The 19,678-nt window shown below is 40.1% G+C and carries 19 protein-coding genes and 1 other RNA gene; 8 read left to right on the forward strand and 12 right to left on the reverse strand.

Translation table 11 applies throughout. The annotated features are described in order from the left end of the window. From BM156_RS09790 to BM156_RS09805, 4 genes are all read right to left on the reverse strand, one after another. The coding region (locus tag BM156_RS09790) for a transposase (RefSeq protein WP_170846923.1) at positions 1 to 256 on the reverse strand (256 nt) is incomplete at its 3' end. 266 nt (positions 257 to 522) lie between these two features. Continuing rightward, positions 523 to 657: a FeoB-associated Cys-rich membrane protein gene (locus tag BM156_RS20935; protein WP_093919695.1), complete on the reverse strand. Its 135-nt coding sequence runs from the start codon at positions 655 to 657 to the stop codon at positions 523 to 525. A 15-nt stretch (positions 658 to 672) separates the two neighbouring features. Further along, positions 673 to 2,772 (reverse strand): ferrous iron transport protein B, encoded by a 2,100-nt coding sequence (gene feoB, locus BM156_RS09800; RefSeq protein WP_093919696.1) that lies wholly within the window; start codon positions 2,770 to 2,772, stop codon positions 673 to 675. A gap of 2 nt (positions 2,773 to 2,774) precedes the next feature. Next, on the reverse strand, positions 2,775 to 3,035 hold the full coding sequence (locus BM156_RS09805; RefSeq protein WP_093919697.1) for a FeoA family protein: 261 nt from the start codon (positions 3,033 to 3,035) through the stop codon (positions 2,775 to 2,777). 407 nt (positions 3,036 to 3,442) lie between these two features. On the opposite strand from BM156_RS09805, the gene BM156_RS09810 reads away from it, so the two are divergent. Continuing rightward, complete coding sequence (locus BM156_RS09810) at positions 3,443 to 3,844, forward strand: VanZ family protein (RefSeq protein ID WP_093919698.1); 402 nt, start codon at positions 3,443 to 3,445, stop codon at positions 3,842 to 3,844. Here BM156_RS09810 and BM156_RS09815 read toward each other — a convergent pair. After that, positions 3,841 to 4,365, reverse strand: coding sequence for a UpxY family transcription antiterminator (locus tag BM156_RS09815; protein WP_093919699.1), 525 nt, complete (start codon positions 4,363 to 4,365; stop codon positions 3,841 to 3,843). The genes BM156_RS09810 and BM156_RS09815 overlap by 4 nt on opposite strands. A 369-nt stretch (positions 4,366 to 4,734) precedes the next feature. Here BM156_RS09815 and BM156_RS09820 point away from each other — a divergent pair, with 369 nt between their 5' ends. Then, positions 4,735 to 5,919 carry a glycosyltransferase family 4 protein gene (locus BM156_RS09820; RefSeq protein ID WP_093919700.1) on the forward strand — a complete coding sequence of 395 codons (1,185 nt, stop codon included), beginning with the start codon at positions 4,735 to 4,737 and terminating at the stop codon, positions 5,917 to 5,919. Positions 5,920 to 6,086: 167 nt separating this feature from the next. Here the strand turns inward: BM156_RS09820 and BM156_RS09825 are convergent, their stop codons facing one another. From BM156_RS09825 to BM156_RS09840, 3 genes are all read right to left on the reverse strand, one after another. Then, entirely contained in the window at positions 6,087 to 7,508 is a 1,422-nt protein-coding gene (locus BM156_RS09825; protein WP_170846924.1) for a capsule assembly Wzi family protein, read from the reverse strand. Between the two features lie 323 nt (positions 7,509 to 7,831). Beyond that, an RNA gene (gene rnpB, locus BM156_RS09835) (RNase P RNA component class A) lies at positions 7,832 to 8,213 on the reverse strand. Between the two features lie 44 nt (positions 8,214 to 8,257). Continuing rightward, positions 8,258 to 9,298, reverse strand: coding sequence for a Smr/MutS family protein (locus BM156_RS09840; RefSeq protein WP_093919703.1), 1,041 nt, complete (start codon positions 9,296 to 9,298; stop codon positions 8,258 to 8,260). Between the two features lie 72 nt (positions 9,299 to 9,370). Between BM156_RS09840 and BM156_RS09845 the strand changes: the two genes are divergently transcribed. Next, positions 9,371 to 10,606 carry an S-adenosylmethionine:tRNA ribosyltransferase-isomerase gene (locus BM156_RS09845; RefSeq protein ID WP_093919704.1) on the forward strand — a complete coding sequence of 412 codons (1,236 nt, stop codon included), beginning with the start codon at positions 9,371 to 9,373 and terminating at the stop codon, positions 10,604 to 10,606. A 21-nt stretch (positions 10,607 to 10,627) separates the two neighbouring features. Here the strand turns inward: BM156_RS09845 and BM156_RS09850 are convergent, their stop codons facing one another. Both BM156_RS09850 and BM156_RS09855 read right to left on the reverse strand, forming a co-directional pair. Next, entirely contained in the window at positions 10,628 to 11,458 is an 831-nt protein-coding gene (locus BM156_RS09850) for an HAD-IIB family hydrolase (protein ID WP_093919705.1), read from the reverse strand. Between the two features lie 28 nt (positions 11,459 to 11,486). Further along, the gene (locus BM156_RS09855; RefSeq protein ID WP_093919706.1) at positions 11,487 to 12,362 is read right to left on the reverse strand and encodes a pyridoxamine kinase; all 876 of its coding nucleotides are present in this window, start codon (positions 12,360 to 12,362) and stop codon (positions 11,487 to 11,489) included. A gap of 432 nt (positions 12,363 to 12,794) precedes the next feature. Here BM156_RS09855 and dapB point away from each other — a divergent pair, with 432 nt between their 5' ends. The 4 genes from dapB (at position 12,795) to BM156_RS09875 (ending at position 15,929) form a co-directional block, all read left to right on the forward strand. Continuing rightward, positions 12,795 to 13,511 carry a 4-hydroxy-tetrahydrodipicolinate reductase gene (dapB, locus tag BM156_RS09860; protein ID WP_093919707.1) on the forward strand — a complete coding sequence of 239 codons (717 nt, stop codon included), beginning with the start codon at positions 12,795 to 12,797 and terminating at the stop codon, positions 13,509 to 13,511. Positions 13,512 to 13,524: 13 nt separating this feature from the next. Next, positions 13,525 to 14,865, forward strand: a complete 1,341-nt coding sequence (gene lepB / locus BM156_RS09865) for a signal peptidase I (RefSeq protein ID WP_093919708.1) — start codon at positions 13,525 to 13,527, stop codon at positions 14,863 to 14,865. Between the two features lie 84 nt (positions 14,866 to 14,949). Next, positions 14,950 to 15,282, forward strand: coding sequence for a LapA family protein (locus tag BM156_RS09870; RefSeq protein WP_093919709.1), 333 nt, complete (start codon positions 14,950 to 14,952; stop codon positions 15,280 to 15,282). A 5-nt stretch (positions 15,283 to 15,287) separates the two neighbouring features. Beyond that, positions 15,288 to 15,929 (forward strand): WbqC family protein, encoded by a 642-nt coding sequence (locus BM156_RS09875; protein WP_093919710.1) that lies wholly within the window; start codon positions 15,288 to 15,290, stop codon positions 15,927 to 15,929. A 208-nt stretch (positions 15,930 to 16,137) separates the two neighbouring features. Here BM156_RS09875 and BM156_RS09880 read toward each other — a convergent pair whose 3' ends face one another. Both BM156_RS09880 and BM156_RS09885 read right to left on the reverse strand, forming a co-directional pair. After that, positions 16,138 to 16,563 (reverse strand): NUDIX domain-containing protein, encoded by a 426-nt coding sequence (locus BM156_RS09880; RefSeq protein WP_093919711.1) that lies wholly within the window; start codon positions 16,561 to 16,563, stop codon positions 16,138 to 16,140. Positions 16,564 to 16,609: 46 nt separating this feature from the next. Beyond that, a complete protein-coding gene (locus BM156_RS09885) occupies positions 16,610 to 17,404 on the reverse strand; it encodes a C40 family peptidase (protein WP_093919712.1) in 795 nt (264 codons plus the stop codon). Positions 17,405 to 17,572: 168 nt separating this feature from the next. Between BM156_RS09885 and BM156_RS09890 the strand changes: the two genes are divergently transcribed. Next, positions 17,573 to 19,639, forward strand: a complete 2,067-nt coding sequence (locus BM156_RS09890) for an HD family phosphohydrolase (RefSeq protein ID WP_170846925.1) — start codon at positions 17,573 to 17,575, stop codon at positions 19,637 to 19,639. Positions 19,640 to 19,678 lie beyond the last annotated feature (39 nt).

Here is a 19,678-nt window from a genome sequence, read left to right on the forward strand (position 1 = left end):
CCCGTTCCATTTTCATGTCTGCCAATTCCTTTTGAAGACGAGCAATCTCTCTTTGTTCTTCTGTTAATTTAGGATTACCGTTTCCCGGGAAACTTGCTCCCTCACAACTGGCTAGCTCACTACGCCATCGATAAATTAACTCTGGACGGATCTTCAGCTCATTAGCTAGCTCTACTATGTTGCCTCTTTCGTAACTAAGTTCAACTGCGTTAAGCTTAAATTCTCTTGTAAAAGTCCTTCTTGCCTTGTTCATCATACTAAGATAAAATTTAAGGCCAATCATACCTTAACTTATTGTCCGATCAAATGTAGCAACTCCATAATTCGTTAGAATAAGTATCCCCCCCTCAATACTCCGAACATATGAGATAAGGTCACTTCCCCTAAAGCACGAAAACAATCACCTTTATTCGAGCAAACTAAAAACAGAAGAAGGCTGAAATCTCAATTAGACTCAGCCTTTGGCTCCAGCTTATCACTAATTGCTAATCATTAAACCAGAATAGGAACACCATTTCTGGTTTAATGACATCCACAATCAGTACCTCCGCAGCCTGAATCCGATTTTTTCTTATTGAAAAAGAATTTACGAATTAGAAAAACAACAGCTGCAATTACCGCTAGATAAGCTAATATGTCTTGTAAGTTCAATTCCATTTCGTTTACTTTCGATTAACTCAAAACCTGATAGGCTCCCATAGCCACTAAATAGGCAAAACCAGACATCATCACTAATTGGATCAACGGCCATTTCCAACTATTCGTTTCCTTTTTTACAATCGCCAAGGTACTCATGCATTGTAAGGCAAAGGCATAAAAGAGTAGCAAGGAGATTCCTGTTGGGAAATCAAACAACTTTTTCCCGGTCTCCAAATTAACATCGTTAGCCATTCGCTCCTTAATTGTTTCCTCTTCTTCACTCCCGACGCTATAGATTGTGGCCAAGGTCCCAACAAAAACCTCGCGGGCAGCAAACGAACTAACTAAGGCAATTCCAATCTTCCAATCATATCCTAGAGGTCTAATCACCGGCTCAATAGCATGTCCAAGTACCCCTAGATAAGAGTGTTTTAACTTATATGAAGCAATCGCAGTTTGCAATTCTAAATCGCTCATTGGAGGATTATCTGCAACTTGCTCCGTTACAATCTCTTCGGCTCGATGATAATCATCAGAATAGCCGTTAGACGCTAAAAACCAAAGAACTATTGAAATAGCCAGAATGATTTTCCCCGCAACCCAAACAAAACTTTTAGTCTTTTCAAAAACGGTATAAGCAACATTCTTAAAAAGCGGCATTTTGTAGGCAGGCATTTCAACTACAAAGAATGAGCGAGCCCGATTTTTAATTACCCGGTCGAGGATAAAAGCAGAAAAAACGGCCATACCAAAGCCCAAGAGGTATAAAACCATTAAGGTCAGTCCCTGTAGGTTGATTCCTGCTACTGTTTCGTCGGGAATAACCAACGCGATAATAATTAAATATACGGGCAACCGGGCAGAGCATGTTGTGAAAGGAGTTACCAAAATGGTGATTAGCCGTTCTTTCCAATTTTCGATATTTCGAGCCGCCATTACTGCAGGAATAGCACATGCTGTTCCTGAAATCAGTGGAACAACGCTTTTCCCACTCAAGCCAAAACGCCTCATTACCCGATCCATTAGAAAGACAATTCGGCTCATATACCCACTTTCCTCTAATAGTGATACAAAAAGAAAAAGAAAGGCAATTTGCGGAACAAAAATGACGATTCCCCCAATCCCAGGAATAATTCCTTCGGCTAATAAGCTCGTAAAAGCTCCTTCTGGTAGTTTGTTTTGAGTCCATTCACTTAGCGATGCAAACCCTTGATCAATCCAATCCATTGGAATACTGCTCCAATTGTAAATAGCCTGAAAAATCAGCAACATCACCATGAAAAAGATTAAGTATCCAAATACTTTATGTGTCAAAATTCGATCAAGAATGCTTCGCCAATCTTTTGCTTTAGTTAAATCAACCTGATAGGCTTCCTTCATAAAGCGATTGATAAAAACATATCGGGCAATCGTCTCTTTCTGTTGTAAACGTTTGATCTCAGAAGTATTTCTTTCTGAATAATGATTAACGGGCAACAAATCCGAATCAATTCTTTTCAAATCATTACTTTGAGACACCACCAGCCAAAGCCGATAAATGTCCTCCTTTGGAAATGCTTCCTGCAAATGCTTAAAGTAGCTATTATCAATGTCGCTTACATCGACGCACTGTCCGCTTGCTTGTTGTTCGTGACTGTCAAGCAGACCTCTCAACTGATCAATTCCTTGCTTTTTGCGGGTACTAACAAGCACCACTTTAGTTTGCAGCCGCTCTTCCAGTAACGCTATGTCCAGTGTAATTCCTTGACGTTCCATGCGGTCTGCCATATTTATTACCAGAACTGCAGGAATCCCCAGGTCCTTGATTTGCGTATATAAAATTAGATTACGCTTTAAATTTTCAACATCAGCGACAACCACTGCAACATCCGGGAAGTCCGAATGAGAACGATTCAACAGTAACTCAACAACCAACTGTTCATCGGCAGATGAAGCATTCAAGCTGTATGTGCCGGGTAAATCCAGGATCCGTGCCTTTTTCCCCGAGGGGAGATGGCAACTTCCCTGCTTCTTTTCAACTGTAATTCCCGGGTAATTTCCTACTTTCTGATTTAAACCGGTTAGTGCGTTAAACAACGATGTTTTACCGGTATTGGGATTGCCAATTAAGGCAACACGAAGGGTTTTATCCATTGCTACTTCGACAACACTTTTGAAATTTCGATTAAGGCTGCCATTTCTTTACGGATAGCCAGATTATTACCATTTATACTTAAAAACAAGGGATCCTTAAAAGGTGCCCATTGAATTAAGAGAACCTCGTTTCCAGGTAAACACCCCATTTCTTGTAATTTTAATGGTATGTGATCAACCGAGAAATTTTGAATTATTCCTCTCTCTCCCGGGCGAAGACTAGAAATTGTCTCTTTGTGAACCTTATCCGTTTGCTCAATCATTTCAGTATCATTTTAAAGAAGCGACGTTTGCAACCACCAGCTTTTTTTCGCTAGTGCAACTCTCGCCAAGTCTAATTGTTTCGAAGAAACAAAATTACCCGAAACAATCTGGTTCAACAATCCCCTTTTGTTGTGATATTCCCTTCCAGTTTCGTTAGTAAATGTGAAACCATCCCCTTTTATTAGGATAAGGTCAAGAATAAAAAAAGATAAAACTAAACTGAACGAAAAGTTGTTTACCGAAAAGACAGAAATAAGCCAATACAAATAACTATTCAGAAAAAAACGTTAATCAAAACGACATAATTTTTCTCAAAATGAGAAAAACAAGCCATCAACAATAAAGTCGCGTTTAAATTGTTATTAACAAGAAGCAAAAAAATAAACTGTCCTGAAAAAAACTAGAAATGCACAAACTATTCAATCATATTCCTTTTAAGGCAAAGCTCTTTTTATCATTCCTATATATTGCCATCGTGATGCTTTTGTCCTTGCTGCCAGCACAAGACCTTCCGAAGGTTCCGCTTTTCCCCTATGCCGATAAACTCATTCATATTGGAATGTATTTTAATCTGGCAATCATCCTCTTATGGACCTTTCACTCCAAACCAACAAAACGCATTACCCTTTATGCCTTCATTCTTTTATGGGGATTGGTAATGGAAATTCTACAAATCCTGATGCGCTCTGGACGTCATTTTTCCTGGTTAGATATTTTGGCCAATGCAACTGGATTAGGAATTGGAATCCTGCTTTACAACTATCTAATCAACAGATTTAAACTTCACAAAGAGGCAAGCTCCAGCTAAGAGTTTATAAGTTCAATCTTTTCTAGTAACTCCAATGAAACATCGGCAAAAACAGAGCAGCCCAAAGTCTCAAATCTCAAGCTGATACGCTTTTTCCCCCTCAACTCAAAAACCTCTCCTTCAATGCCTTCCAAAGGACCTCCAACGACTTTCACTTTTTGCCCCTTAGCGATGTTTTCATAACTCACGTCGACAAAAGCTTTATTTCGCTCTAAAAATATTTTCAAGTTTTCTATTTCCCTTTCGGGGATAGCAGCGGCCTTTCCCTCAAATTTCACATACCCCACAACACCAGGTGTTTGTAACACGGTTAGATATTCCCTTTCGCTTACAAAAACAAACAGATAGCCTCGTAACAAGGGTTCTTCAACTAGTTTCACCCGGTCGCTCCATTTTCGTTTTACAACTCTAAGAGGCAAATACGCATTTACCCCTTTTAAGGTTAGTTCAGTCAAAGCTTTCTTTTCTGCTCTGGATTTGACATAAACGGCATACCATTTGTAATTCACTGCTCGAATCATATTTTTTTATTTGTGACGCAACTAATTTCTCAAAACTTCATCTTGTTTAGGAGTAAAGAGTCATTAAGATGCATAAACAATTAAATTTTACTAAACAGAATATAACAAAGAAACAAGAGACGATCAATTTATATGCCACAATTATACTCTCATTTTTCAGATGTCAAAAGTAACCATTCTAACAAAAATGGACCAAAAAGACTCTGTCGGATTAATCTAATTTGAAAAATAGTTCAAAATAAATCGATTAGTTATCGAATAATAATACAACTCAATCATATCTGATTGGGAAAAAGAAACGTTATAATAACACAAAAAATGCTGAACAGCATATTTTATAACTATATTTGTAAGTTTAAATAATTTGATATGACTGAATCACTATTTAATATATTCTGCACTGTAGTTTTTAGTTTTCTATTTACTTATTTGTGTATTCCGCCAATTGTCAGAATCTCACAAGAAAAGCATCTTTTTGATGTTCCAAATTCAAGGAAACTAAACAAAACGGTTGTCCCTACACTGGGAGGAGTTGGTATTTTTATAGGTATTACGCTAGCTTCAACGCTCTTTATTGGGAAACTTTCTTTCCCTGAAATGAGATACATTATTGCCGCACTAATCATGCTGTTCTTTATCGGGTTGAAAGATGATATTCTGGTAATTGCCCCCAGAAAAAAACTTATGATTCAAATTGCTGCAGCGGCCATTCTAGTTTTTCTTGGAGGGATTCAAATCAAAAGCTTATCTAATTTATTTTACTTAAACCAAATCAGCATCTGGATTAGCGCCCCCTTATCCTTCATGCTACTTCTTTTTATTATTAACTCAATCAACCTTATTGATGGAATTGATGGGCTTGCATCCGGAATCACCATCTTTATTTCTGGAATACTTGGAGGATGGTTTCTCATAGCTGGGCATTTGGAATATGCCATTTTAAGCTTTGCGGTAACAGGAAGTCTGCTTGCCTTTATGAGATTTAATCTTTGGGGAGGAGAAAATAAGATTTTCATGGGAGATACTGGTTCAATGGTTCTAGGAGGTCTTCTAGGAATTTTGGCTATCAAGTTTTTAAGCTTCAATATTTCAGCACCTGAATCATTGCAAATTGCTAATGGACCAACATTTATATTGGCTTTATTTATCGTGCCAGTGACTGATACTTTAAGGGTTTTTACAATACGTATTTCCCAAAAACGTTCTCCGTTCTCGCCAGATATGAACCACATCCATCATATTCTAATAAAATCAGGAATGAAACATCTACAAGCCAGTGGATTTTTAATCTTATATACTTCTTTCTTTGTTTTACTAAGTTTGGTTACGATGAATTACTTGTCTACAACAATGAGTTTTGTGCTTACGTTAGCAACTAGCTTTTCCATTGTCGGATTTCTTCACAAGAATCAGAAAAGCATCAAACAAAAAAGAGCACGACAAATTCAACTTACTCGTCGAATTTTATCAAGTGGCCTACCAATTCACGAAGATCCTTTCCATATCGTAAAAGCAAACGACAAAATTTACGAAAAGAAAATCTATCAGAACTAATAGTTTCAAATGGGTTATCCCCTACAACCCCTGAATATCACAAAGTGCTGAACGCACAAACAAAATAAAAAAATGAGAGCTTTTGGATACGTTAAAAGAGTATCCCAAAGCTCTCATTCTATTTTATCAACTGACTAACCGACCTTCTGATTAGCTCAATCGTTTCCTTAAAAAGCATACAAGAGACGAAGCTCTGCACCAAAGCCAGAATCCAAAACGGAACCATCATCGTAAGCCACTTTAGCTTTCACCTGCCAATGACTATTTGGAACCAGATAACCAACTTGAGCGGCCACGGACAACCAAGATTTTGGCGAGTCATATTCAGCACCATAGTTCCCGTAATGCTTTGAATAGGTTAACCAAGATTTCCATTCAATATCTTCAGAAAGCCAACCACTCATTCCTTGATGGATCCCCCACAAACGGGTATTTGAAAATCCTGTAGAAATGCCATCTTCCCCAATTGCAGGGATAAACAATGGAAGTCCCATCATTCGATTGTAACTTACAAATCCGGAGCGATACACGCCATGAGTAAAATAGTTATCACGCCCTTCTCCTATCTCGTAGTCCGAATTTTCAGGATCCGGACGATGCTTATGATACTCGCCACTCTGGTCTCGGGTATTGGTGTACTCAACAACCATTGCTTCCAACAAGGGATAGGATTCAGTTTTACGATGCCACATTATCCCCCACAAACCATCTGGAGCATTTTCCAATTGTATCCCTGACCGATCTTCCCAAAGGTGCTGCCAATAAAACTTCCAATGGTTATGCTCTCCACGATTCGTGATAGATACCAAGTACTGCCCCAATTGATTTCCAGCAACGTTAGCCTGATCAATTGATGGAGCACTATCGCCACCGACACGGCCTGTTATGTATCTAAAATAATCTTCCCAGCCAGGTATTTTGCCCAACGTTGGAGAAACACCACCCCAGAATACCCAATGATCCAAGCCAACGGAAAGCTCCCACTTAGGCAAAAAGGTATATTTTACATCCAACCGTTTATGGTGTAAGTTAGCATCCTCAACATAGCGGTCATCATTAAAAAAATACTCATTATATTCAAAGTCAAAAGCAAAACGACTTAACCAGCCTGATTGAAACAATTGAAAATCATTGGTTCCAAATCCGACACGAGGCATTGGCCTTGCATTATTTGACAGAAACAAGTTTCCATTGGTTAGCGACAAGCCATTGCCAAAAACAGGCTCAGGCTTAGCGCCCATATGAATATACCAGTTTTTCCAATTCACACGTCCCCAGTAATTGACCAGCTGAAAATCCGAATGATCTGAGACTCTTCCTGCAGCTAAAAGGCCATAGGTTAATTGCACCTTATTGATCTCTTTATTGGACTCCTGGCTTGTAAGCCCAAGCAGGAATAATTGCTGAAAAGAATCTTTTGAATCGTATATTCCTTGCTGATTCATCTGCATCCAAAATGGAACTTCATCTGCTGAAGACACCATTGACCGGGACTCGATATCAATAGAAGGGAAATTACTCCTTGTCTGAGTAAAACCATTCAGCATTGAAGAAAACACTAAAAATGCGAGGACAATTTGTTTTTTCATTCGTCTAAAATTGTTTGTTTTTCGATAATGACTCATGTCTTTATACTTTCATCGCCAGCAAGACAACTCTTTTAATCAAGCACCTGTTTCACTCAAAAAAGTATTACATGGTCATCTTATCGAATTAAATTTGCCTATTATTTTTTTAATCAACGGACAGACAAACTATAAATTATGGAGAATAGCCCATAAGTTGCGACTTGACTATTTTAACCTTTTCTCAATTCCTTCAGTCATCGTCCCTCCTCTTTTCCAGACAGGCTAAAAAAACACAAGACAAACTATCATAACATCATACTGTTCAAATAGTTTGTCTTGTGATAATAAAAAGCAGACCTATAAGCCGGGTTCTGTATTCTTTTCCGAAGAAGAGAACCTCTATCATTTATCTGGCCGTAGCATCACTGCTACGATCTAGCAACCTACCCCTCACGACTTTCAAACGAGTTGAAACAGGACGGGCCGCCCCTATCGTGATATATTTGGTCTTGCAACCCATGAGGCGTACGGCTTTCGAGATTACCCCCGAAACCGGTGAGCTCTTACCTCACCTTTTCACCCTTACCCCGAATACACGAGGCGGTCATTTTCTGTTACGCTACTGCAAGCTTTCGCCCACCTTCCCATTAAGAAGCATGGTGCCCTTTGCTGCCCGGACTTTCCTCATTCTGACAAAAGCCAGAAGGCGATAGAGCGGTCTGCGCGGCAAAATTAGAAATTACGAAACAATTCGTATCCTATTTCATCAACTATTTTCTCAAAATCACGAGTGTCGCTCCATAACCATATTCTTGAAAGCTCGCATCCTGAAAATTATATTTTTTGTATTTATAAGAAAGCTCCCGGCGTAACTCCTGCTTCAAAGTGCCATTGCCAAGTCCATGGATAAAAACCACTTTCTTCACCTGCTTTTTAATGGCCTCCTCCATTTTCTCCCGAAAATGATTCATCTGTAACTCCAGCATTTCCTTATTCGATAGGCCAGCAGTATCATCAATCAATTCATGAATATGCAGATCAACCTCTAATAAGTCAGTTTTTTCAACCACAGGTTTCACTTTGCGCGCAGGTTCTTTCTCACGTGCTGCCTTTTTCAATTCTTTAGGAGACAATGCTTCAACAGCCTTTTCCATAGCCGATTGATTCAGCTTGATCACCATGGCCTTTTCAGTGAAAAACTCATTCGATGCAAAACTTCCTGATTTGTAAAACTTCACCGCATTTACTTTTACGGAAGCCTCCAGAGGCTGTTCCAAGCGATTTGACTTCTCCTTGAAGTAAATCAGTTGAAAGAAATACTCAGGCAACTCTGCAATATCCACCTGCGAAATGGAGTCCAACCACAACTTTGTATTAGGCTCCAACTCGCCCGCTTCCTTGCTCGAGTATTCATTCGACTTAAATTCGGAAAAATGATATAAAACTGAAAAGTTACTATCATTGATCAGATATAAGCGAATCGTTCCATCCAGCGGGTTCTGGCTATTCTCAGGCACAAAAGCTAATTGGAAGTTTGGCTCATCATTTCCTTCAATGATCACATTATCAGATTTGGCTGGCTCTACTTCCGGTATTTGTTTTTCGGGTTTTGCTTGAGCTGCAAATTGCTCAACCGATGGTTTTCCGGTTGATACCGGATCATCATTCACAACAACCAGTTCTGAAACCAGTGTTGGAATTTCAAATCCATCTTCATTTTCTACATGAACCATTGATTTACTTAAGACTTTGGTTACGACACCTCCACCTACATCATTCATAAATTTTACCCGATCACCTACTTTTATCATTTCGTTGTAATTTTTACTACAAAATTAAGAACTATTTTAACTGACAATAATTATTCTGTATTTTTGCCGCCCATGAATAAAAAAACTTCGACTACTCCCGTTTTTGATCAAAGTGCACAGGCTCTTAACTACGAGCTTCCGGATGCCAAAATAGCCAAGTATCCGCTAGCCGAACGTGATGCCTCCAAACTATTGGTGTGGCAAAACGGAACCATTCAAGATGCTAACTTTGGAACAATTGCTGAATTTCTTCCAGAAGAAAGCCTATTGGTTTTTAATAACACCAAGGTTATTCGGGCGCGTTTGCCTTTTCAGAAAACAACGGGAGCCCAAATCGAAATTTTTTGTCTTGACCCGCACACTCCTGCAGATTACCAGTTAGCTTTTCAGCAAACCAAATCCTGTAGCTGGAACTGCATGGTTGGCAACCTCAAAAAGTGGAAACAAGAGCCTTTACAAAGACGAATCCCAATTAATGGTAAGGAGGTCGTGCTAACGGCAAAAAAAATTAGCCAATCGGAAGGCAACGTCCTGGTTCAATTTAGCTGGGATGATGAGTCCGTTGATTTCTCAAGCCTGATTGAAGCATGCGGCATTTTACCAATTCCACCATACCTACATCGCGAAACCGAAAGCAGCGATTTAGAGCGTTACCAAACCATCTACTCGAAAGTAAAAGGATCGGTAGCTGCACCAACCGCTGGGCTACATTTCACAGATCAAGTTTTCCAAACGTTTCAGCAAAAAAACATCACAACCGCTGAGGTTACCCTACATGTTGGAGCAGGAACTTTTAAACCCGTAAAAGCTGCCACAATTGCCGACCATGAGATGCATGCTGAACAGTTTCTAGTGACTCGCGAGTTGCTCGTTCGTCTCCAAAAGCAGCGCAACCCAATTATCGCGGTAGGCACTACGTCTATTCGCACCCTTGAAAGCTTATATTGGCTTGGCACTAGCTTCATCGACAACGAAGATCAAGCGCCTGATAGTTTGCACATTTCCCAATGGCAACCTTATCAAAACACAACAGAAGCCTCAAAAACACAAGCTTTACAAGCCCTGATTGACTTTATGGACAAGCACTCCATCAATCACCTGACAGCTTCGACACAAATTATTATCGTGCCTGGCTACAATTTTAGAGTAGTTGACGGAATGATTACCAATTTTCATCAACCACAAAGCACCCTTTTGCTTTTGATTGCAGCCTACCTTGGAGACAATTGGAAACAGATTTACCAACACGCACTTGACAACAACTATCGCTTCCTGAGCTATGGCGACAGCAATCTTTACCTGAAGTAGGCCCAGCCATTCGCTAGCTCGCTACAGGTACTTTTTTAAACTATTGCTGAATGCACTTTGCTGATTAGAAACAGCTTGGCGATAGTTTGCTTTCAATTCTTCCGGACCATTCTCAACTAAATAAGAATAAGAGGTGAAATTTAACAGATCCAGATCATTGTAGTCGTTACCAATACCGAAAGTTAAATGGTGATGAATGTTCTCGTGGTCACATAAAAATTTAACGGCATTTCCCTTTGAAACATCCTTATGGAAGATCTCCATCCAAATATAGCCGGTATCCAAAGGTGAGCTTGTTCTCACGACTTTGATGTCATCAAAGCGCTCTTCAAGATCTTGCTTTACTTTTAAGAAAAGCTCCATTTGGTTCGGGAAAATAACCAAAAACTGGCAAGCCTCACCATCAATCTGTTGCGAAGATGGCAGCGGTTCCGAAACAGAATTGTGAAACTCAAAATAGCGTTCGAATTCATTGCAGGCTTTACTTCCTTTGTAATACCAACACGTTGAGTTTTCAGGCACTGCCCGGAATAAATGGAAATTTGTATCTCGTTCAATAAAATAACGAATAATCGCATTGGTCGTTTCTTTGATCATATTCTGGCGATACACCAATCGCTGACTCTTCCATTCACAAATTCCAGCTCCTGATGAAAACGCCACATAGTCAAAAGGCAGGTGTTTTGGCAAAACTTCGTGTACTTTTTTCAGATTACGGCCAGTTGCAACAACCCGCAAAACTTTTCGTTCTCCAAGCACTTCAAGCATCTGGAGATCTTCGTCACTAATTGATTTGTCATCTTTCAAAAACGTGCCATCCAAATCAGTGGCAACTAAACGAATAGCTTTCATTTCTACTACCTTTCTTTAAAATAATGGTTTAATCTAACAACTGGTAACTACTTATCTGAACCGGAGCATTCAGCGAAGGCAACATCTTCTCCAATAAAATACCCTCAGTCGCCTGACGGTTGTGCCCAAAAGTTGCCCTTACCCCCAAGGAAATAAACTGCACGGCACGATCCAAGGCAATCGGTAAACTATCGCCTTGCAAAAGTGCGCCAACCATGACACTGGCAAACGCATCACCTGTTCCTGGATAATGGGCGGGGATGTAATCACAACTCACACGCCAAAAGCGTTGGTCTGTTTTATTAAACGCCACAACCGATGTATTATTATTTTTACTTTGATCAGGCGCACTCGTAATAATCACCTTATCGGGTCCCATATCAGCCAGCCGTCTGGCCCACTGCTTTATTTCATCCAAGCCAATCGACGTATCATGCTTTTCGCCCAACAGGTAAGCTGCTTCGGTTAGATTGGGCGTAATTACGTCGGCCAGCTGAACTAAATCTTTCATCTTTTCAACCATTTCCGGCGTGTAGGCCGAATACAGCTTTCCATTATCTCCCAATACAGGGTCAATCATCACCAAAGGCTTACTGCCTGAAAAATCATGAATAAAGCGCTTGACCGTATCCACCTGGCCTGCACCAGCTAAATAGCCTGAGTATATCGCATCAAACTCCACCCCCAGCCTTTTCCAATGGTCAATCATGGGCTGCAAGTCATCGCTCAAATCAACAGCATGCAAATCCGGGTAAGCGCTATGCGATGACAGAACAGCTGTTGGCAGTGGGCAAACCTGTACGCCCATGGCTGATAAAATAGGAATTACTACAGTCAATGAAGCCCTCCCAAAACCACTCAAATCATGAATTGCGGCTACCCGCGGAACTGAATTTATAATCATACCCTAAATTTTGCTGTTCATGTTCAACACCTCTCTATCATTGCTAAAACCGTTAGTTGTAAGCCAAGAGGTCATTCAAAAATAGTGAAATGCTGTCAATCTTAATCAACAATAAACTAAACACAACCCAAATTTAACCTTTCGCAATACTACTCGATCAATCAATCTTGTTCAACTTCCTTTCAACATTGTTTATCGAATTTTCTTTAATGCCTCAGGTCAGAATTATACATTTATGATGTAATTTATATCTTTGTAAGCTTTCAAAATGAACCGGCCTGACTTTCAAGTTATAGTCACGCTTCTGAGTAATACAACAACAAGTACTTTGGAAAGAATGTTTCCTTTTTCGTACTTGCCTACTGTTAAAGCAGATAGAGGACTAACCGGGAGCATTTCAAAATAGTTTGCTAATAAAATAAGACAAGATATATGAAGATCGCATTAATTGGTTACGGAAAAATGGGAAAAGCAATTGAAGCCATAGCAAAAGAGCGTGGTCATGAGATCGTTTTAACCATCGATGTAAACAACCAACAAGACTTGACTGTAGAAAATCTGGAAAAAGCTGATGTAGCAATAGAATTCACCATTCCATCATCTGCCCTTCAAAACTACCTTCTTTGCTTCGATAGCGGAGTTCCTGTTGTTAGTGGAACCACCGGATGGCTGGAAAAGAAAGACGAGGTACTGAAAGCCATGCAGCAAAAAGATGGAACCTTCTTTTATGCATCCAATTTTAGTTTAGGCGTAAACCTGTTTTTCGCCCTCAATAAAAAGTTGGCTGAACTGATGAAGAACCGCAGCGAATACGATATCACGATGGAAGAAGTCCACCATACGCAAAAGTTGGATGCGCCAAGTGGAACTGCAATAACACTGGCCGAAGACTTGTTTGACATTCATCCAGGAAAAACAAGCTGGACCCTCGAATCGCCATCACAAGCCGAGCAAATGCACATTGAAGCCATTCGCGAAGGGCAAGTGCCGGGCATCCACCGGATTAAATACGAATCTGAAATTGATTATATTGAAATTGAGCATAGTGCTAAAAGCCGCCAAGGTTTTGCTTTAGGGGCCGTTTTAGCTGCCGAGTTCAGCGCCGGAAAAAAAGGTTTACTTAGCATGAATGATCTTTTAAACTTATAACACACTCAAACCGATGAAAGAAATATTAACGAACAAATGGTTCAAATTCATCGTTGTTGCCCTCATCTATAGTTCGTGGGTAATTTGGATGGAAAGCTACTGGTGGTTTATTGGCCTGGCTGTTATTTTTGATATGTACGTTACCAAAAAGGTACACTGGGCTTTCTGGAAAAAGAAAAACCCTGCTAACGGAAAACAAACCAAAGTAGTGGAATGGGTTGATGCGATCATTTTTGCGGTAATTGCCGCCACTTTTATCCGCATGTTTTTCATTGAAGCTTACACCATCCCAACTTCATCCATGGAAAAATCAATGCTTGTTGGCGATTTCCTTTTTGTAAGTAAAACATCCTATGGCCCCAAATTGCCTAACACCCCACTCTCTTTTCCATTTGTGCACCATACCATGCCCTTATCAAAAACCAAGAAATCATACTTGGAATGGATTCAAAACCCTTACAAACGAATGGCCGGATTTGGTGATGTTGAGAATAATGATGTTGTTGTATTCAACTTCCCGCATGGAGATACGGTAGCTCTGAATATGCCTACCCAAGATTACTACCAATTGGTACGCTCCTATGGAAGAGACCGAATTTGGAACGACAAACGAACCTTTGGAAAGATTATCAGCCGTCCGGTTGATAAAAGAGAAAACTACATCAAGCGATGTGTTGGAACGCCTGGTGATGTTTTGGAATTGAAAGACGGTCAGTTGTATGTCAATGGAAAAACACAAGAAAGTTTTCCAGGCGTTCAGTACGATTATATCATCACAACCAATGGAACGCCCATTAATAAGCGAACGCTGGAGAAAATAGGGATTGCCAAAGCGGACCAACAAATCTATTCCGATACGCAATATTTATATCCACTTACCGATGAATATGTCAAAGAATTAGAGCAACTCAACAATATTACCTCCATCAAGCGAGTCAATATTCCCGCTGGCAATTGGGATAGGAATATCTTTCCTCACGATTCTCAATACCCATGGAACGTTGATAATTTCGGACCTCTGACGATTCCTCAAAAAGGAGTTACTGTTGATTTAAATGCGAAGACCCTTCCTTTATATCAGCGTCTCATCAGCATTTATGAGGGACACCAGCTGGAAGTTAAAGACAATACAATTTATATTGATGGTGTAGCAACAGACAGCTACACTTTCGAAATGGATTATTATTGGATGATGGGTGACAACCGCCACAACTCGGCAGATTCCCGCTATTGGGGATTTGTTCCCGAAGATCATGTGGTTGGAAAAGCCGTGTTCATTTGGCTTTCACTCGATAAAGAAAAAGGGTTCCCGGCGAACATTCGCTGGAACCGCTTATTCAACCTTGTCCATTAATTAATTTAGACAACAGCATAAAAAGGATAATGGGGATTTGCCTCATTATCCTTTTTTTTAGTAAATTTCCTCCAAAACAAAATTATGTCTGCTGGAATTATTTTTTTGCTGATACTGGCTCTATTGCTGGTTATTTTCACATTACAGAATCCAACAACTGTTGATCTACATGTCTTTTTCTGGAATATACATGAGGTCTCCTTAGTCCTTGCCCTAATCATTTGTTTAATACTGGGAGTTGTTTTAGCACTCTTACTCAGCTACCCCAAAATTTGGAAACTAAAAGGACAACTCAAAGAAACACAAAAACGATTGACTAAGTTGGAAGAGCAAAACAGCGAAGCTCTTGAAAACCCCCATGCCGAAGGTGTTGAAATCACCGACGGACAAGACGACCCAAGCTTTTTTAAGGATTAACTTTTATGAACAACCAGGATATTTTACTGAGCACAGCCTATTTCCCTCCTGTTCAGTACCTCTCTAAGCTATTGATGCATTCAACCATCTGGATTGAAACCTTTGAGAATTTTAGCAAGCAAACTTACCGGAACCGAACCATTATTTTGGCAGCCAATGGACCAGAAGCACTTGTTGTTCCGGTAGAAAAGGGACGAAGCCGAAAACAGCTCATTAAGGATATTCGCATTTCGTACGATACCAACTGGCAGCATATTCATTGGCAGGCCATTGTTTCAGCCTACCAGTCATCTCCGTTTTTCGAAGTACTACAAGATGATTTCCAGCTTTTTTTTGAAACAAAGCCCAATTTCCTACTTGACTTCAATGAAGCGATTCTAGCAACGGTGCTGGGCATTCTGGAAGTACCTAATTCCATCAAGCGAACCGCTGACTTTGAAGAGGTTCCCGAAAACTGTTTAAACTTTCGTGATGCCATTCATCCAAAGCCTCAAAAAGCCTTGCCTGATGCCCATTTTCAGGCCTATCCTTACACGCAGGTTTTTGATGACAAATTTCAGTTTACCCCCAACTTAAGTTGTTTAGACCTGCTTTTCAACTGCGGATCAGAAAGCTACGAAGTACTGCTTAAGAGTATTCTGGGGTGACAGGATTAGGCAGAGGAAAGATTTAAACAAGAGACTAAGCTGCCCATCGCAAACAAGGAATTGCCCCAAAGTTCGAAATTTCAAGTTCCAAGTTGTTTGAAAAAATTTGAAATAGTTCGGAGTCCAGCGTTTGAAATTGTCTGAGAATCCGAGCATCTAGAAATCTATCGTCTAATGCCTATTGGTCTAAAATCTTGGCATATTCTCATTACTGCCCAAGGCGCTTTAGAAAATCACGAATAATAGTGGCATGATCAAAAGCAAGCTCAGGAAGTTCATCCGGCTTAAACCAAGCAGCTTCCGCAGCATCATCACCGCCTTTAACTTCCGCATCTTTTTCTGCAAAACCATAAAAAACAACGGAAAGGATACGCTCTCGGGGGTCACGTTCAAGTCCATCGTAAACCTGAAATTGCTCAACTTGATTCAGCACCAAACCGGTCTCCTCTTTCAGTTCGCGCAAACAAGCGTCTTCAAGCAATTCATCCATCTCAACAAAACCTCCGGGAAGAGCCCAGCAATCCTTAAAAGGTTTCCCGGCGCGCTTTACCAATAAAACTTCGGCTGTTGTCTTCTTTAAAATTAAGGCGTCAACCGTAACTGCCGGACGCGGATATTTATACGTATGTGTCATTATTGTAGTCAATTAATTGAAGAGCTCTGATCGCACTTATTCTCTCCTATTCTTCTGGCTCAATCAAACGCTTCATCACTCTCATTTTATGCGAATAACGCTTTGTCTCAACATTAAAGATTCCGAACTGGTCGACATTGTCAATCCGAACTTTACCTGAAGAGTGAATAATTTTGTTCTTTTCCCAGATAATTCCAACATGGACAATGTTCCCTTCTTCATTATCAAAGAAAGCCAAATCACCTGGCTGAGCTTCTTCTACAAAAGAAAAAGCGGTTCCTAAATGTACCTGTTGGCTCGCATCTCTAGGAATTTGAATACCTGCTTGCTTGTAAATGATCTGGGTTAAACCTGAGCAATCAATTCCCATTGGAGAACGACCTCCCCACAAATAAGGAACATTGAAATACATCAAAGCTTGTTGTATAATGAATTTTCGAACATCAATAGGAGCCTGATAAGTAAAGTTTCCAGTCATTTGATAAACGTCCCGATTAACTGAAAACTCTTTTTTATAAGGACGCCAACACGGCAAGGTACTTCCAGCAACAATCATTAAGGTTCGCTCTTCATCAACCGGAATGATATTGAAAATATCGGTACACACTGCTGAAGGCGAATTCACCACTTTGTAATAAGCCCGCTCCGAGAGCTCCGTAATCATCTTTTGATCAATCCAACCTTCATACCCATCGTACCCATGCGTAACCCGGCACCATCCCATAAACTGTTCGTGGACCTCAAAATGTTCACCGAACAATACCTGACTCGTCATCTCACTTCGCTCTGAAGGATCTTTTCTTAAGGGAATAATGCTTAAACCGGAAATTCCGTAATTCATTTGCTACTAGCTTTCTTGTATCGACATCAAACACATTACAGCATTATTTTAAAACAGAAAAACACTGTTAGCGCGCGTTTCATGCGAGAATTTGTTAATTTTATTCTTCAAATATATAACTTCAAGACTAGTTTTGTAAGTTATAGGAAGTCTATTAAAAAGGTATTTATGAAAAAGTTATTAACGCGTCTCGCCCGCTACTACCACTTTTTTTACATTGCATTCGTTTTTTTAGCAACGGTTTTCCTTCTCTATCTGATCATTCCCGGAGAAAGTCGTTTTAAATACGAGTTTCAAAAAAATGCTCCCTGGCGGCACGAAACGTTGATGGCTCCTTTCAATTTTGCCATTCTCAAATCCAATGAACAGATCAAAGCGGAACAAGATTCTGTCAGAAGTCAGTACATTGCCTACTTCAAACTTGACACACTAACTGGAATTGCACAGCAAAATAATTTAGGCAACACCCTGAAAAAGCTTGAACAAGACCAGCAAACAATCAATAACCTGACCGACTTTATCGGGACACTATACCAAGATGGAATTCTTGAACAAGCATCGGAAAACTACCCTGCCCTTCAGGATAAAGAGCAGGTTATCTTGGTCAAAAACAAACTTGCCGAACGTGTTGATATCAAAGAGCTGCATTCGTTAAAAACAGCTTACCAAGCTCTTAGTGACACCTTGCAAGCAGAACTAGGACAAACTTTTGATACTTTTACTCAGCAAGTTAACCTGAGTGATTTTATTCATGCAAATCTGAGTTACGATGAGGCTTTCAACGAGAATGAATTGCAAAAACAACTCGGAGAAGTTTCCTATACACAAGGAATGATTCAGGCTGGCGAACGCATCATTTTTAAAGGCGATCTTGTTACTCCTGATAAGTTTACCATTCTCGAATCGTTAAAGCAAACATACGAAACCAAACGCGGACAAGATATTGAACGCTATCTGCTAATCCTTGGAAAGATTATTCTGATTGTTTCCTGTTTATCGATCATGATTTTCTATCTCTATTATTTCAGGCCGGAAATTTTCAATCAAAAAAGGCGCCTGAGTTTTATTCTAATCATGATTGTATTGATGGTGTTTACCTCACGCTTTGTCAATGATCGCGATTTTATTGACTTATATTTAGTCCCTTTAGCAATTTTACCGATCCTGCTTCGCATATTCTTTGATTCCCGAACTGCGATTTTTGCTTTATTGGTAACTTCTTTATTGGTTGGCTATTTTGCCCCCAACAGCTTCGAGTACATCTTTCTAAACATGGTTGCAGGAATTACAGCCGTTTTTAGCCTCGACAAGCTTCACCGAAGATCGCATTTGGTTTTTACGGCCCTTTGGGTCTTTATCGCCTATTCGATTGTTTTCCTGGCTCTCTCGATGATCGAAGAAGGCAATATCGAATCCATTGCCTGGGAAGACCTGGAATGGTTTGGAGGTAATGCGCTATTGATCCTATTGGCTTACCCGTTAATCTATATTTTTGAGAAACTATTTGGCTTTGTATCCGATGTCACCTTGATTGAGTTGGCCGATACCAACCAACCCTTGCTAAGAAAACTGGCTCAAGAGGCTCCCGGCACTTTTCAGCACTCTTTGCAAATTGCCAACTTAGCAGAAGAAGTCATCCTGCGAATTGGAGGAAACCCATTTTTGGTGCGGGCGGGTGCGCTATATCATGACATTGGTAAAATTAACCAACCTGTCTTTTTTATCGAAAATCAAGCGGCCGGCATGAGTCCTCACAGCGAATTGGATAATAAAGAGAGTGCCAAAATTATTATTGACCATGTCACCCAAGGCGTAAAAATAGCTCGTCGTTATAAACTCCCCGAAATTCTAATTGAGTTTATCAGCAGTCACCACGGTACCACTCAGGCCAAGTATTTCTACACCATGTATAAAAATGAGCATCCGGAAGAAGAAGTTGATGCCCGTGAATTTACTTATCCCGGACCTCCTCCAAAGAATAAGGAGACCAGCGTTGTGATGCTCACTGATGGCATTGAAGCCGCCGCAAGGGCTTTAAAAGAAAAAACACCAGATAACCTTCGGGAGCTAATTGAAAAGATGGTGAAAGACAAACTGGACGCCGGCCAACTGGAAAATGCGGAATTAACTTTACGAGATATTCGAATCTTTAAGGACACAATCCTTGAAAAATTGATGAATATTTATCATGTTCGTATCGAATATCCGGAAGAAAAAAATCCGCAGAAAAAATAATTCAGTGGAAAGCGCTGAACCTAAAAAGGGCCAACCTAA

Origin of the sequence: Sunxiuqinia elliptica (assembly GCF_900113005.1) — a bacterium.
Classification (GTDB): Bacteria; Bacteroidota; Bacteroidia; order Bacteroidales; family Prolixibacteraceae; genus Sunxiuqinia; species Sunxiuqinia elliptica.

What these genes read in the sequence shown, in the direction of transcription:
- BM156_RS20935 (WP_093919695.1), bottom strand. Translation starts at nt 657, where the DNA reads ATGGAATTGAACTTACAAGACATATTAGCTTATCTAGCGGTAATTGCA.
- feoB (WP_093919696.1), bottom strand. Translation starts at nt 2,772, where the DNA reads ATGGATAAAACCCTTCGTGTTGCCTTAATTGGCAATCCCAATACCGGT.
- BM156_RS09805 (WP_093919697.1), bottom strand. Translation starts at nt 3,035, where the DNA reads ATGATTGAGCAAACGGATAAGGTTCACAAAGAGACAATTTCTAGTCTT.
- BM156_RS09810 (WP_093919698.1), top strand. Translation starts at nt 3,443, where the DNA reads ATGCACAAACTATTCAATCATATTCCTTTTAAGGCAAAGCTCTTTTTA.
- BM156_RS09815 (WP_093919699.1), bottom strand. Translation starts at nt 4,365, where the DNA reads ATGATTCGAGCAGTGAATTACAAATGGTATGCCGTTTATGTCAAATCC.
- BM156_RS09820 (WP_093919700.1), top strand. Translation starts at nt 4,735, where the DNA reads ATGACTGAATCACTATTTAATATATTCTGCACTGTAGTTTTTAGTTTT.
- BM156_RS09825 (WP_170846924.1), bottom strand. Translation starts at nt 7,508, where the DNA reads ATGAAAAAACAAATTGTCCTCGCATTTTTAGTGTTTTCTTCAATGCTG.
- BM156_RS09840 (WP_093919703.1), bottom strand. Translation starts at nt 9,298, where the DNA reads ATGATAAAAGTAGGTGATCGGGTAAAATTTATGAATGATGTAGGTGGA.
- BM156_RS09845 (WP_093919704.1), top strand. Translation starts at nt 9,371, where the DNA reads ATGAATAAAAAAACTTCGACTACTCCCGTTTTTGATCAAAGTGCACAG.
- BM156_RS09850 (WP_093919705.1), bottom strand. Translation starts at nt 11,458, where the DNA reads ATGAAAGCTATTCGTTTAGTTGCCACTGATTTGGATGGCACGTTTTTG.
- BM156_RS09855 (WP_093919706.1), bottom strand. Translation starts at nt 12,362, where the DNA reads ATGATTATAAATTCAGTTCCGCGGGTAGCCGCAATTCATGATTTGAGT.
- dapB (WP_093919707.1), top strand. Translation starts at nt 12,795, where the DNA reads ATGAAGATCGCATTAATTGGTTACGGAAAAATGGGAAAAGCAATTGAA.
- lepB (WP_093919708.1), top strand. Translation starts at nt 13,525, where the DNA reads ATGAAAGAAATATTAACGAACAAATGGTTCAAATTCATCGTTGTTGCC.
- BM156_RS09870 (WP_093919709.1), top strand. Translation starts at nt 14,950, where the DNA reads ATGTCTGCTGGAATTATTTTTTTGCTGATACTGGCTCTATTGCTGGTT.
- BM156_RS09875 (WP_093919710.1), top strand. Translation starts at nt 15,288, where the DNA reads ATGAACAACCAGGATATTTTACTGAGCACAGCCTATTTCCCTCCTGTT.
- BM156_RS09880 (WP_093919711.1), bottom strand. Translation starts at nt 16,563, where the DNA reads ATGACACATACGTATAAATATCCGCGTCCGGCAGTTACGGTTGACGCC.
- BM156_RS09885 (WP_093919712.1), bottom strand. Translation starts at nt 17,404, where the DNA reads ATGAATTACGGAATTTCCGGTTTAAGCATTATTCCCTTAAGAAAAGAT.
- BM156_RS09890 (WP_170846925.1), top strand. Translation starts at nt 17,573, where the DNA reads ATGAAAAAGTTATTAACGCGTCTCGCCCGCTACTACCACTTTTTTTAC.